The organism is Burkholderia sp. AU45274, from assembly GCF_030482505.1.
In the GTDB taxonomy this organism is placed as follows: Bacteria; Pseudomonadota; Gammaproteobacteria; order Burkholderiales; family Burkholderiaceae; genus Burkholderia.
Genome location: NZ_JAUJQE010000004.1, coordinates 150383 through 164877 on the forward strand (window position 1 = coordinate 150383; position 14495 = coordinate 164877).

The following is a 14495-nucleotide window of genomic DNA, read 5'->3' on the forward strand; positions in this document are numbered from 1 at the left end:
TCCTATCGATTCCGGGCATGCCGGATCGCATTGTTCACGTCAGTGTTCGGATTCGGCCGGCCGGGCTTCCGCGTCCGAGTCGGCTGTCGGTGACACGTCGGACGGCCGCCCCGCGCGGGCGAACGTCGCATACCACGCGTCGGTCTCGACCAGCTGCGCGTGCGTGCCGGTCGCCCGCACCCGGCCCGCGTCGAGCACGACGATCGTGTCGGCGGCCGCCGCGAGTGCCGGCTGGTGCGTGACGACGATGCGCGTGCGCTGCCCGCGCAGCGCGACGAGGCTGTCGCGCACACGCCGCGCGCTCAGTTCGTCGAGGCTCGCGGTCGGCTCGTCGAACATCAGCACCGGCGCACGCGCCAGCAGCGCACGCGCGAGACACGCGCGCTGGCGCTGCCCGCCCGACAGCAACTGGCCGCCCGGCCCCACGTCGGATTCGAGCCCGTCAGGCAACCGCTCGGCGTCGCGCAGCAGGCCGACCGCGTCCAGTGCATCGCGCAGCTCGGCATCGGTCGCGTCCGGGCGGCCCATTCGCACGTTCCACGCGAGGCTGCCGCGAAACAGCCCGTTGTCCTGGAACACGAGGTTGCGCGTCGCGGCGAGCGTCGCCTCGCTCAGGTGCCGCACGTCGGCGCGGCCGAGCAGCACGCGCCCGGCGGCCGGATCGTCGAGCCGTGCGAGCAGGCCGAGCAGCGTGCTCTTGCCGGCCCCCGTCGGGCCGACGATCGCGACGAAGCCGCCCGCCGGGCAATGCAGGTCGACGCCGTCGAGCAGCGTCGCGCCGCCGGCCGACCGGTAGCCGACGCGCACCGCGTCGACGCTCGCATCGTGCACCGGCGTGCCGCGCTCGGGGCTGTCGAACCGCGGCGCATGCAGCACCGCGAGCACCGTGTCGAGCGCGCGCCAGCCGCCGCGCAGCGCCTGGTCGAGCTGCGTGAGCTGCGCGAGCGGCTCGATGAAGCGCACGAGCAGCACGAGCACCGCCACGGCCGTCGCGGCATCGAGCCGGCCGGTGGAGACGGCCCACGCGCCGCCGACCAGCATCGCGACGAACACGCCCTGCACCGCGCCCGCGAAGCCGAGCTCGATCGGCAGCGAGCGCCGCATCAGCGCACGCGTGCGGCGATGCTGCTCGTCGAATGCGTGCTGCAGCGCCGCGCGCGCGTCGCCTTCCTGGCCCGCGAAGCGCAGCAGCCCCTGATGCGCGGCGAAGGTCTGAAGCTGCACGGCCATGTCGCGATCGCCCGCCGCGCGCGATTGCTCGAACGCGAGCGTGCGCGTGCCGCCGCGTTCGAGCAGTGCGAACAGCAGCACGGCCGCGGCCGCGACGCACAGCGCGATGCGCCAGTCGATCCACGCGAGCCCCGCGACGACCGCGAGCGGCGTCACGACCGCGCCGATCAGCGGCCCGAGCAGGTGCGCGGGAATCCCCATCGCCTGCATCACCGGCCCGCGCAGCAGCCCGGCCGGATGACTGTCGCGCACGGCCTGCCACGATGCGATGCGCGGCAGGTGCCGCACGAGGCGCTCGACGAGACCGGCCGCAAGCGCGCCGCCCGCACGATAGCCGCCGCGTTGCGCGACGTACAGCACGAACGCGTGGCACAGCGTCAGCGCGCCGAGCGCGATCGTCCAGTGCAGCACGGTCGCCTGCGCGCCGGCAAACCATGCGCGGATCAACGGCACGAGCAGCAATCCGCAGGCACCGTCGAGCAATGCGGCGGCCACCGCCCAGCCCGCGCCGCGCCACAGCGCGCGACGGGTTTCGGCGGGCAGGCACTGCAAACGTTTGAGCGACTTCATCATCATGCGGCGTCCTCGCCCGCGGCACCGCGTTCGCGCCATAGCCGCGCATACAACCCGCGCGTGGCCAGCAGCGCCGCATGCGTGCCGCGCTCGACGATGCGGCCGCGATCCATCACGAGAATCTGGTCCGCATGCCGGATCGCGTCGAGATCGTGGCTGACGATCACGCGCGTGCGCGCGTCGCCGCGCAGCGCATTGCGCAATGCGCGCCCCGTTTGCGGATCGAGTGCCGAGGCCGGTTCGTCGAGCAGCAGCAGCGGCGCCGGCGACAACAGCGCACGCGCGATCGCCAGCCGCTGCAGTTCGCCGCCGGACAGCCGCACGTCGCGCCCGCACACGCAGTCGTAGCCGCCCGGCAGCGCGTCGATGCGTTCGTCGAGACAGGCCGCGCGCGCGGCCGCGCGAATCGCGTCGCGATCGGCATCGGGCCGGTAAAGCGCGATGTTCGCGGCCATCGACACGTCGAGCGCGGCGGCCTGCTGGAACACCATCGCCATCTGTTCGCGCCGCGTATCCGACGCGAGCAGCCGCAGATCGGCGCCGCCGAGCCGCACCGTGCCGTGGTCCGGATCCATGAAGCGGGCGAGCAGCATCAGCAGCGTGCTCTTGCCCGCGCCTGACGGTCCCACGATCGCGGTGGTCGTGCCGGCCGCGATCGTCGCGTCGATGTCGCGCAGGATCGGCGTGCCGTCGATGTCGACACGCACGCCGCGCAGCTCGATCGACGCATCGCGCGGCACCTGTGCGGCACCAACGGCAGGTTCAGGCAAGACCGGCAGTGCGAGCAACGCATCGACGCGTGCCGCGGCCGCGCGCGCCTCGCGCAATGCGTCGGCACCGTGGCCGAGCGCGCGCACCGGCGCGGCCACCGCCCAGATCAGCAGCGCGAACGCGCACAGTTCGCCGACCGGCAAGCGGCCGGCCGTGAGCCACATCGCGCCGAACACGACCCACGCGAGCAGGAACGGCGTGCCGAGCAGCACCTGCGTGCACGCACCGGGCCCGCCGACGCGGCCGACCCACGCCGAAAACGCCTGTTCGAAGCGCCCGGTCGACTCAAGCGCGGCCGCCTCGATGCCGGCGCCCGGATACTGCCGTACGAGCGCCGGGTTCTGCGCGAGCTGCGCGTAGTCGCCCATCAGCTGTTCAAGTGCCGCGTTGCGTGACGCGACGGCCGGCACGAACCGCGCCGAACGCATCCAGCGAAACAGCGCGGCACCCGCGACGAGCGGCACGAGCGCGAACGCAAGCAGCGCGGGATTCAGGTAAAGCAGGCACGCGAGCGCCGCGCACGGCACGACGATGAGTTGCGTGACATCGGCCGGTGCGTGCGCGACGAGCTGGTGCAGCGCACGCACGTCCTGGTCGACGTGACGAGCGACGCGATCGCTGCCTGCCCGCGCGAACCAGCCGAGCGGCAGGCGTTGCAGATGATCGGCGAGGCGCCTGCGCAAGCGGGCGGCGAGATCGGCGTCGACCCGGTGCGTCAGGTGCAGCGCGACCGTCTGGCCACCCAGCCAGCACACACCGGCCACCACGGCCGCGACGAGCCAGCCGCGCGCCGTCGCGTCGAGCTGCGCGGTCGCACGCCACGCGTCGGCGACCCGGCCGAGCGCGAGCCACGGCACGAGCGAGGCGACACCGGCCAGCGCCTGCAGCACGACCGCCGCGACGAGCGGCACCGCGAACGGCCGCAACATCGAAAGCAAGGGCCCCTTCATGCGGCACGCTCCAGCAGCATGCCGAGCGTGGCCGCGCGCGCGTCGCCCGGCGGCTGCTCCGGAAACCCGAGCTGCATCGTCAGTTGCTGCCAGACACGTGTCACGTCGATGCTGCGCTGGTTGCATGCGTGCAGCCCTTCACCCGACACGAGCCGATCGACCGCGCGCACGGCCGCTTGCGGCCAGCTGCGCGCATGAATCGCGCCCCACGTGTCGCGCGCGTCGTCGCAGATCTGGATGCTCGGCATGTCGCTGCCCGCCGTCTCGCCGAAGATCGGGAACAGCCCGTGTTCGTCGATCTCCGGTTCACGCAGCGCGGGGGCCCACCACAGCGGGCCGTGCGGCGACGCGAGCGTCCACGTGCCGGCGTCCGTCGTCAGCGTGATGCTGAACAGCACGCTCATCCGGCCATCGTCGGCCGCCGCCATCTCGTTGTGCACACGCAGCGACACGGGTGTTTCGGCGAGCACCATCGCGCATTCGCGCATCGACGACAGCGCCGGCCCGACCGGCTCGACCGACCACGGGCCCACGCCCTGCAGCGCGGCCGCGAGCACGTCGAGCGCCGCGAAACTGGCCTGCACCGAGCACACGACATCCGCATGCACGGGCGCGCTCGTTTCGCGCAGCCGTCGCGCGACGGCGATGAAACGCGAGACGACCGGCAGGTTCGGATAGAAGCTGTTGAGCAGGCAGCGGCGGCCATGGCGCGACGCGGTGCGCAGCACGCGACTCCATTCGTCGGGCAGCAGCGGATGCTCGATCACGACGTCGACCCCGCGTTCGAGCAGCCGGCACGCGAGCGCGGCCCCGTCGGCACCGCGCGCCGCGCCGCCGACCGCGACGCACGCGACCCGCACGTCCTCGGGCAGTGATTCAGGCGCATCGAACACGGGCGCGCCGACACGCGCGGCCAGCGCGGCGGTGCGCGCGCTGCCTTGCCCCAGGATGCCCGCGACGCGATACGTGCTGGACGCCGCGAGGCCCGCCGCATAGAACTGGCCGAAGCGTGAGCCGGCCACGACGACCGGCAGCGGATGAACCTTCATTGCGCCTCCTTCAGGCGGGTGTCGACGAACGCGGTATTCAGGCAGTCGAAATGACCACCGGGGATATCGACGGCCGTGATGCCGCCGAGCGCCTGCGCCGTCCAGTATTCGGTGAGCGCTGCGCGCTGCTGCGGAATCAGCGGGTTGCAGCGCTCCGGCACGAACAGCCGCAGCGCGCCCGCATAAGGCGCGTCGCCGGCCCAGTGGCTCGCCTGCACCGAATGCATGAAGAGCCGGTACAGCCGTTCGCGTTCGTCGAGCAGCGGATGCGCGACCGCGTCCTGCATCGACAATCCGGCCGCCGCGCGCAGCACGCGGCGGCGCAACGCGTCGAGCGGCTCGCAGCGATCGCCGAAGATTTCCAGCTGTGCCTGCAGGCTGCCGGGCGCGAGACGCGCGGGGTCGGCCTTCAATGCGTCGGCGAGCGCGTCGGCCAGCACGTACGTTTCCGGAAACCCGAGCGCGTCGAGCGGCAGCCCGAGCGTCGCCGCGAAGTTGAACAGCACGAGCCGTTCGTCTTCGATCAGGTACGGAATCCGGTAGCTCGACACGATGTCCAGCGTGCGCACGTCGACGCCGAGCTGCACCAGCGACTTCGCCATTTCGAGCGCGACCAGCCCGCCCGAGCAGTAGCCGAGCACGTCGACTTCGCGCACGCCGGTGCGCCACAACGCATCGGCATAGCGCCGGCCGAGCGTCGCGTTCAGGTGGCGCGCCGGCACCTCGAGATAGTCCTGCGCATCGCGCACCGCGAAGCCGAGCACCGGGCCAAGCCGCGCGAGCGCCGGCATGACCGGACGATACGCATGCACGGTGCCGAGCCCTTCGTGCACGATCACGCGCGGCACGCCGTCGCCCGGCGCGAGCGGAATCGGGCGTACGTCGGCACGCACGCGTGGCGCAGGTGCGTGGATGACCGCCGACGCGTGGGTCGTGCGCGGGGCAGCAGGCGATGTCGCGGCCGCCTGCTGCTCGCCCGCATCGCGCAGGCATTGCGCGAACGCAGCGGGTGTCGGTTGGGCTAGCACCCAGCGCAGCAGCCGGTCGAACGGATGCGCTTGCGCAAGGGGCTCCTCGCCACGCAGCCGCGACACGAGTTGCGCGATCAGCAGCGAATCGCCGCCCGCCGCAAAGAAGTCCTGATCCGGCGTGACGTTGCGCGTATCGAGCACCGCTTCCCACAAGCCGATCAACCGGGCTAGCAACGGATCGGCAGCGGTGTGCGTGTGGACGGGTCGCGCGGCCGCCGGCTCCGGTTCGCGGATGTCGGCGATGCCGGCCAGCGTACGGCGATCGATCTTGCCGTTCGCGGTCACCGGCAGACGGTCGAGCACGCGCAATTGCGACGGCACCATGTAGCCCGGCACGCGCTCCGCGACGAACGCCAGCAGCGCGTCCGGCGCGATGCGCGCCGCGCCGCGCTTCACGTGCGCGAGCAGGATGTCGTAGCCGAGCGCGTCGAGCGGCGTGCCGGGCGCCACGCAACCGAGCGCACGATCGCCGCCGTCCGACTGCAGCCATTCGAGCCACTGCGCACGCGGCACGAACAACCGCGCCGACTCGGCACGCGCGTCGTTCGGCGTTTCCATCATCAGCCCCTGGCTGATGCTGATCTCCGGATGCTCGGTCGTCAGTTCCTGGATCACCCACCACGCATCGGCCGCCGACAGCGCCCGCAATCCGGCGATCAGCGCGACCGTGTCGCGCGCGTTGTTCAATGCGCCGGAACTGATCGTGACGTCGATCGAATGCGGCGCGATGCCCTGCGCGTCGAACGGTGCGTTCATGTCGAACCGCACGAACCGCATCCACGGATACGCGGCGAAGCGCTCGCGCGCCGCGGCAAGGAAATAGCTCGACACGTCGCTGAACAGGTAGTCGATCCGCGCGCCCGCTTCGACCAGCGGTGCAAGGACGTCGACGATCGCGCGTGTCGCCGCGGCCGTTCCCGCACCGATCTCGAGGATGCGCCACGGACGCTGCGGCTCGCGTGCGACGACCGCGCGCACGGCCTGCGCCATCCCGTTGTGCAGTGCGTGCGCATGTTCGCCTTCGCTGTACATCGCGTCGGCGATATGCGATGCGCCTTCCGGGAACATCAGGCCGGCGGGCGACACACTGCCGTCCACCTGCGCGTCGAGGCATCGCGCGCTGTCGCGGAAGTAGTCGACGAGGACGGCCGGCCACAGTTCGGGCGATGCGTGCTGCGCAAACGCATCCCAGCACGCGTGAGCGTCGGCATGGCGGGTATCGGGCCGCAGACGCCAGCCTCCTGCTTCGGCATCCGCTTGCAGCACGCCATGCTTGTCGAGCATCGCGAGCCAGTGACGCAGCAGATGCTGTCGCGCCGCCGGCACGCGCAACCGCTCGCACAACGTCGCGAAATCCGTCGCGGCCTCCTCGATCAGCTCGCCTGCCGGCACGATCCACGCGGCCAGCGACGCGACGCAGGCCGCTTCGAGCTGGGCGACCGACTTCACCACGTCCGCATGCGCGGGCCAGCGCGCGGCGGCGAACGCCGTACGCACCTGCTTTGCGATCTCGTGCAGCGCGTCGTCCTGTGCGTTCGGCGCCGATTCCACGCCGTGCAGCGAAGCGAAGCTCGCGAGCCGGCGCTCCGCGCCTTCGCCGAGCACGATCGTTGCAGCCGCGCCGACGAGCGGATGCGCGGTCAGCGCCGCATCGATCTCGGCCAGCTCGATCCGGTAGCCGCGGATCTTCACCTGATCGTCCTGCCGCCCGAGGAATTCGAGCGAACCGTCGGCGCGCACGCGGCCAAGATCGCCGGTGCGATACAGCCTGCGCCCGTCGCGATGACGGATGAAGCGTTCGGCCGTGCGCACGGGATCGTTCGCGTAACCCGTTGCGAGCCCCACCCCGCCGATATGGATCTCGCCGCGCACGCCGGGCGGGCACGGCCGGCCGAGTGCGTCGAGCACTTCCATCGTCTGCCCGGTCAGCGCGCGGCCGTACGGAATGCTGGCAAGCTGCGTGTCCGCCGCACGGATCGGATGCTCGATCGACCAGATCGACGCCTCGGTCGCGCCGCCCAGGCTGAACAACGCGCTGTCGGGCCAGCGCCGCCACCAGCGTGCGGGCAGCGTCACCGGAATCCAGTCCCCCGACCACAGCACGCGGCGCGGGCCCGGCACGTCGAGCGCCGGTTCGCCTTCGAGATAGTCGATCAGCATCTGCCCTTGCGCGGGCACCGAGTTCCACAGCGTCACGCGGTGGCGCACCATCAGCTCGGCCCAGTGCGACGGATCGTTGCCGCGCGCCGGATCGGGCAGCACGATGCACGCGCCGCGCGCGGTCGCGCCGAAGAAGTCGTAGACGGACAGGTCGAAACTCAGTTCGGCCAGGCCGAGCACCACGTCGCCGTCGCCCACTTCATGGCGCGCGCTGATGTCGGCGAGCGTGTTGCACACGGCCGCGTGGCTCAGCATCACGCCCTTCGGTTCGCCGGTCGAGCCCGACGTATAGATCACGTAGGCGAGCGCGTCGCCGTCGATTTCATGCGCAGCGCGAGGCGGCCATTGCGGATCGATCGGCAACGTGTCGATATCGATGCGCGTGCAACCATCATGTTCGAAGTCGAGCGCCTGCACGCTGACGACCGCGCGCACCCGCGCATTACGCAGGATCGCCTGCTGCCGCAGCGCCGGCTGGCGGCTGTCGACCGGCACGTACGCGGCGCCCGCCTGGACGATCGCGAGCACGGCCGCGAGCTGGTGCGCGCACTTCGGCATCAGCACCGCGACGGTGTCACCCTCGCCGACGCCGGCTTGTTCAAGCGCTGACCGCAACGCCGCCGCGTGCTGCGCGACGTCGCGATACGTGCGTGTCCCCTGTGCATCGATCACCACCGGCGCCTCGGGCGTACGCAACGCCTGCGCGGCGAAGCCGGCCGCGATATGCGTATCGGCATCCGGATGGATCTCGGCGGCGGGCGCGGCGGACGGCAGCACGATGTCACCCTCGCGCGACCACCACTCGGCTTCAGCCGCGAGCTGGCCCAGCAGCGCGACGTACGCATCGAACATCGCCGCGGGCATGCCGTCCGGAAACAGGTCGTCGCGCACGTCCCAGCCGATTTCCAGTCCGCCGAACTGGTCGGTCACCTGGCAGTCGAGCCAGACCTGCGGCGTCTGGCTGATCATGTAGAGAGGCGGCTCGGCGCGGGTCGTTTGCTCACCGAGCAGGCGGCCCACACTGCCGATGCCGCTCGTGAACACCACCGGCATCAGCGCCGCATCCTTGCCGCGCCGCCGCGCGAGTTCGCGCATCACGTCGACACCGGTAAACGCGCGATGGTCGAGGTCGTCGAACATGCGCGCGCCGATCGTGCGCGCACGCTCGACGAAATCGCGCCCTTGCGTTACGTCGACCGCGAGCAGGCTCAATGCGGTGAAATCGCCGAGCACCGCGTCGATGCGCGGATGCACGGGCGGACGGTTCAGCACCGTCAGGTTCAGGCAGAACGCGGGCGACTGGCTCCAGCGGCCGACGACTTCGGCGAACGCGGCCAGCGCGACGCTTGCCGCACTCAGCCCGAAACGGCTCGCGTAGCTGCTCAGCGCAGCCCATTGCGCGCGATCGAGCCGCGCATGCCGGTGCGTGAAGCGCGGCCGCGCGTCGGCACGCATCGCGGGCACCACCGGCAGATCGGGCCGCGCGGGCAGATCGTCGATGCGCGCGAGCCACCACGCCTTGTCACGCGCATGATCGGCGCGCGTGCCGGCCTGGGCTTCATTGACGACGTAATCGCGGAACGTCGCGTCGAGCGGCGCGGGCTGCCATTGCGGATCGTCGTAGCGACGCCGCCATTCGGCGAGCAGCAACTGCAGGCTCGCGTAGTCGATCAGCGTGAAATCGACGGACAGGTGCAGCACCGCGCCAGCCGGCCCAAGGCTCACTTCCGGCTGCAGCACCGGCCAGCGGTCGAGCGCATGCACCGCATGATCGAGGCGCTCGCGCACGCGCTTCACGTGCGCGTCGAATGCGTTCGCATCGGCCTCGCGCAGGTGATGCACCGTGAGCGGCTGCCACGGCACGTCGGGCAGCACACGCTGCCATGCGTTGTCCTCGACGATCGCGCGCAGCATCGGATGCCGCGCGACGCACGCATTCCACGCCGCCTCGAAGCGCACGCAGTCGAGATTCGCGGGCTCCCCGTATTCGACATACAGATGGCACGCATTGCCGCCGAACTCGAACGATTCATGCCGGCCGAGCACATACGCGGCCTGCACCGGCGTCAGCGCGAACCGCTCGTGCCGGCGCGCCGGATCGCTGCGCCACGCGCCGTCCTGCAGGAAGCGGATAAACGTATCGCGTTCTGCCTTGATGCGCGCGGCCAGGTCTGCATCGAGTGCGCCGGCCGGCGCGCGATAGCGCAATTGTCCGCCGTCGTCGCACCACAGTTCGATCTGGCGTTCGCGGCAAAGATCGAGCACGTCATCGAAGCTCACAGCACGCCCTCCTCGATCGTCGCAACCGGCGCATCGCCCGCAGCGTGCGAGGGCGGCGCGGCCGGTGCGGCCTCGTCGAGCTGCGCGGCGAGACCCGCGAGCGTCGGCTGCCGGTAGAACGCCGCCATCCCCACCCGCACGCCGAGCCGCTCGCGCAGCTGCGCGAGCAGGCGCGTCGCGAGCAGGCTGTCGCCGCCGAGCGCGAAGAACGTCGCGTCACGCGCATTCGCCGGGCGGCCAAGCGCGTGCTCCCAGCACGCGAGCAGCGTCGCCTGCCGTTCGTCCGCCGGCACGAACGCATCGTGTGCGGCCGGGGTGTCGCCAAGCGCCCGCGCGAGCGCATCGCCCACCGCTCGCCGGTCGATCTTGCCGTTCGCGTTGAGCGGCCAGCGCGCGAGGCACCACAGCGCATCGGGACGCATCGCGTCGGGCAACCGGACGCGCAGCCAGTCGGCCAGTGCCGCTTGCGCGACCGGTTCGCCGACACGGCGCGCGTCGATGCAGGCAAAGGCAGTCGAGCGCCAGCTCCGCGAATCATCCAGCGCAAAGCCGCATGCGTGTGCCGCCGACGCCAGCGCATCGTGTGCAAACAGCCGCGGCAGCGACGCATCGCCCGTCACGCCCGCGACGAGTTCGCGCAGCGGCGAATCGCGCAGCACGTCGGCGAGCAGCAGGCGGCCATGCTGCGCCAGCAACGCTGCCGCGATCCGGAACGTCTCGCGCGGATCGTCTCGCAGGTGCGCCGCCGCGAAGCTGATCACGCAATCGAACCGGCCGAGATGGCGGGCGGGCAGCAGGCCGTCCTGCGTCGCCTGCAACGTCGGCATCGTTCGTGTGAAGTACGCGTGCGCGTTGTGCAGCAGACCCGGCGACGCGTCGAACAACGTCACGTCGAAGCGCGGATCGTCGAGCACGCCGAGCCCCGCATCGAACCATTGCCCGGCGCGCGCATCGAGCACCGCGACCCGCATCGGTTCGGTGCGCGCGGCGGCCTGGGCCTGCAGTGCATCGCCAAACTCGCGCAGTGCGCGTGCGCCGTCTGGCAGACGCGCCGCGAACGCCAGCGGTGCGATCCGCGGATCGAGCGGCACACGCCGCGCGGCGCCTTCCGGGTCCGCCGCGAGCGCACGCAGCGCGCCGGTCAGGTCGTCGAGATCGGCGGCAAACCAGTCGAGCCGATCGAGCGCGCCGTCGATCGACATCGATACGTCATCCTTTGCATGCCAATGCGCGCGCAGCGACGGCGGCAAGCCCGCATCGCCGTCGAGCAGCCGAGCGGCGACCGCGCGCGCGACGGCCGCTTCCGCGTTCAGCGTATCGGCAACGTCCGCTTCCGCGAGTACAGGCGATGACGGTGTTGCATCCGGTGCGCGATCGGCCGGCACGAATGCCGCGGCGATGCGCGCGGCCTCGCCGCCGACCACGCTCGCACACGCACCGTCGATCAGCGGATGCGCGGCCAGCGCGGCCTCGATCTCGCCCAGCTCGATCCGGTGCCCGCGCACCTTCACCTGGCGATCCTCGCGCCCCAGGAATTCGAGCGTGCCGTCGGGCCAGTAGCGGCCCCGGTCGCCCGTGCGATACCAGCGGCCCGACGCTTGCTGCACGAAGCGCTGCGCGGTCAGCTCGGGATCGTTCCGGTAGCCGCGCGCGAGGCTGTCGCCGCCGATCAGCAGTTCGCCCGGCACGTAGTCCGGCACGTCGCGGCCGTCGGCATCGACAACACGATAGGCCTGCCCCGGCAACGGCCGGCCATACGGAATCGAACGCCAGTGCGGCGGCACGTCGCGCACCGTCTGCACATTCGACCAGATGCCGGCCTCGGTCGCGCCACCGAGCGCATGGAATGCACACGCGTCGCCGCACCGTTCACGCAGGCGCGCCGGCAGATCGAGTGCGATCCAGTCGCCGGACAACAGCGCCGCGCGCACGCTGCGGCACGCGTCGGCCGCGGCCGGCACCGCCAGCGCCATCTCCAGCAGCGCAGGCGCCGAATTCCACAGCGTCACGCGATGCTGCGCGATCAGCTCGATCCAGCGCGCCGCGTCGCGCGCGTCGTCCTGGGTCGGCAGCACAAGCTCGGCACCGGCACCGAGCACGCCGAACAGGTCGTACACCGACAAGTCGAAATCGAGCGCCGATACCGCGAGCAAGCGATCCTGCGCATGCACGCCGAGCAGCGCATCGATCGCATCGATCGTGTTGAGCGCCGCCGCGTGCGTCATCTCGACGCCCTTCGGCACGCCCGTCGAACCGGACGTGTAGATCACGTACGCGGTGGCCTGCGGGGCCACGGCGAGCGGCGCGACCAGCGGTTCGTGCCGCATCAGCGCCGCGACGCCGACATGCGGCAACGCTGCATCGGCGAGCGTCGTGTCGCCGATCACGGCCTTTACCCCGGCCGCGCGTTCGATCAACGCCTTGCGCGCGGCGGGCTGCGCGATGTCGAGCGGGACATAGCACGCGCCGGCGGCCAGTACGCCGAACACCGCGGCCACCTGTGCGGGCCCGCGCGGCAGACTGATCTCGACGGCGTCGCCGTGACCGATGCCGGCCGCACGCAAGCCACCCGCGATCGCGAGCGCCCGTGCGGCCAGGTCGCCGCGCGTCACCGCTTGCTCGCCGCACCGCAACGCGACGGCCGCCGGCTCGCGCGCGGCCAATGCGAAGAAGTCGGCATGCAGCGTGCGCGGCCGCCCGGGTGCGGGCACCGCGTTGAGCGCGTCGCGCACGCGTCGTTGCGCGGACGGCAGCTCGACGGCGATCGGCAGCCGCCAGTCGCGATCGCACAGCGCCTGCACGAGCGCGACATACGCGCCGAACATCGCATCGATCATCCCGTCGGGAAACAGGCCGTCGACGCTGTCCCACGCGAGCAGCGCGCCGTCCGGCACGCGATAGAGCTGATGGTCGAGCCACACCTGCGGGGTCTGCGAAATCATGTCGTGCAGATCGCCGAACACGCGCGCGAATGCGTCGGGCACGAACGGCGCATCGCCGAGGTTGCACGAGAACACGACGGGCGCCGCGCGCGGCGTGCCCTGCCGGCGCGCATCGCGCAGCACGTCGAGCGCCGGATACGCGGCCTGCGCGATCGCGCCGTGCAGCCGCTGCTGGAACGCGCGCACCGCGTCGGCCGCGCTCGCGTCGGCGCGCAGGTCGCATTCGACGAGCAGCAGCGTCGTGAAATCGGCGATCACGCGGCCGAGATCGGGCGCATCGCCGTGCCGGTCGAACAGCGGCACGTTGAGCAGGAACGCGTGACGGCCGCTCCAGCGTGCGAGCACCGCGGCGAACGCCGCGCCGAACACCGACGACAGCGTGACGCCATGCTGCGCGGCCCGTGCCTGCAGGCGCGCGAGTTCGGCCGTGCTCAGCGTATGCGCGATGCGGCTGAAACGCGGCGCACGGATCGTTTCCGGTGCACGGGCGAGCGGCAGCGCCGGCCCTTCCGGCAGCGTGGCGAGTCGCGCCTGCCACGCATCACGCGCCGTGGCCCGCGCATCGCGCGTATCGGCCGCGCGACGCGCGAGCCAGGCCGGGAACCACGTCGACGGTGCGTCGGGCAACGCCGACGGCTCGGCATAGGCAGCGCCGATTTCCTGCATCAGCAGCCGCACGCTGTCCACGTCGGCCGCGAGCAGGTCGACGCTCAGCCACACGCGATCCTCGCCGCCGGGCATTTGCACGAGCCCCATCATGAAGACCTGCGCGTGCTCGACGTCGAGACATTCGTGCGACCGGCGCGCGCGCAGCGACACCCATTCGGTTTCCGCCTCGGCGGCTGCCCTGTCGCGCCAGTCCGCATGCGCGAACACCGGCGCGTCCGGCGCCGCGACGATCTGCTGGCGGCCCCCGGTGAAGCGTGCACGCAGCATCGGATGGCGCTCGCGCACGAGCCGGCATGCCGCGTCGAGACGAACGGGATCGATCGCACGGCAGCGAAACTCGAGGAACGCATGACAGCTCACGTTGCCGAGCACTTCGCCGTCGCCGCGGCCGAGCCAGTACGCCTGCTGCACCGCGGACAAGTCGAACGGCGCATGCACGTCGACGTCGACGTCGACGACCTCGGCCGCCTCGGCATCAGGCATCGCCGCGGCGACGCGCGGCGCATTCGCGAGCAGTTCGGCCCACGCGCCGAGCGTCGGCGTACGCGTGAGCGCATCGAACGTCAGCGCGTAGCCGAGGCGGTTCACGCGCGTCTGCAGATACATCAGCCGGATCGAATCGAGGCCGCAGCTCAGCAGGTCCTCGTCATCGTCGAGCGACGCGATTTCGTCGACGGGCTCGTCGAGCAGCTCGGCGATCATCGCGACGAGCTGCGAGCGAAAGGCAATGGGAGAAAAACGGGAAGGATCGGAATGATCGATGCTGGAATCGACAGCGGTCTGGCTCATGGGCACGCCTTGTATGGGTCGTTCGATGGCGGATCCGCGCGGCGGCGGCCA

Annotated in this window: 5 protein-coding genes; all 5 read right to left on the reverse strand. The window is 71.5% G+C overall.

What is annotated here, in order from left to right; genetic code table 11:
* Positions 1–39: 39 nt before the first annotated feature.
* Genes QZM35_RS16490 through QZM35_RS16510 form a run of 5 tightly spaced genes read right to left on the reverse strand, consistent with a single transcriptional unit; the run spans position 40 to position 14444 of the window.
* Positions 40–1803 carry an ABC transporter ATP-binding protein gene (locus QZM35_RS16490; protein ID WP_301776619.1) on the reverse strand — a complete coding sequence of 588 codons (1764 nt, stop codon included), beginning with the start codon at positions 1801–1803 and terminating at the stop codon, positions 40–42.
* On the reverse strand, positions 1803–3524 hold the full coding sequence (locus QZM35_RS16495; RefSeq protein WP_301776389.1) for an ABC transporter ATP-binding protein: 1722 nt from the start codon (positions 3522–3524) through the stop codon (positions 1803–1805). The genes QZM35_RS16490 and QZM35_RS16495 overlap by 1 nt, the downstream gene beginning before the upstream one ends.
* A complete protein-coding gene (locus QZM35_RS16500; protein WP_301776390.1) occupies positions 3521–4573 on the reverse strand; it encodes a Gfo/Idh/MocA family oxidoreductase in 1053 nt (350 codons plus the stop codon). The genes QZM35_RS16495 and QZM35_RS16500 overlap by 4 nt, the downstream gene beginning before the upstream one ends.
* Positions 4570–10044, reverse strand: coding sequence for a non-ribosomal peptide synthetase (locus QZM35_RS16505; RefSeq protein WP_301776391.1), 5475 nt, complete (start codon positions 10042–10044; stop codon positions 4570–4572). Before QZM35_RS16505 ends, QZM35_RS16500 begins: the two co-directional genes overlap by 4 nt.
* Complete coding sequence (locus tag QZM35_RS16510; RefSeq protein WP_301776392.1) at positions 10041–14444, reverse strand: amino acid adenylation domain-containing protein; 4404 nt, start codon at positions 14442–14444, stop codon at positions 10041–10043. The genes QZM35_RS16505 and QZM35_RS16510 overlap by 4 nt, the downstream gene beginning before the upstream one ends.
* Positions 14445–14495: the final 51 nt, after the last annotated feature.

Bases quoted from the DNA above. Each gene is read 5' to 3' on its own strand.
- QZM35_RS16490 (WP_301776619.1), bottom strand. From the start codon at position 1,803: ATGATGAAGTCGCTCAAACGTTTGCAGTGCCTGCCCGCCGAAACCCGT.
- QZM35_RS16495 (WP_301776389.1), bottom strand. From the start codon at position 3,524: ATGAAGGGGCCCTTGCTTTCGATGTTGCGGCCGTTCGCGGTGCCGCTC.
- QZM35_RS16500 (WP_301776390.1), bottom strand. From the start codon at position 4,573: ATGAAGGTTCATCCGCTGCCGGTCGTCGTGGCCGGCTCACGCTTCGGC.
- QZM35_RS16510 (WP_301776392.1), bottom strand. From the start codon at position 14,444: ATGAGCCAGACCGCTGTCGATTCCAGCATCGATCATTCCGATCCTTCC.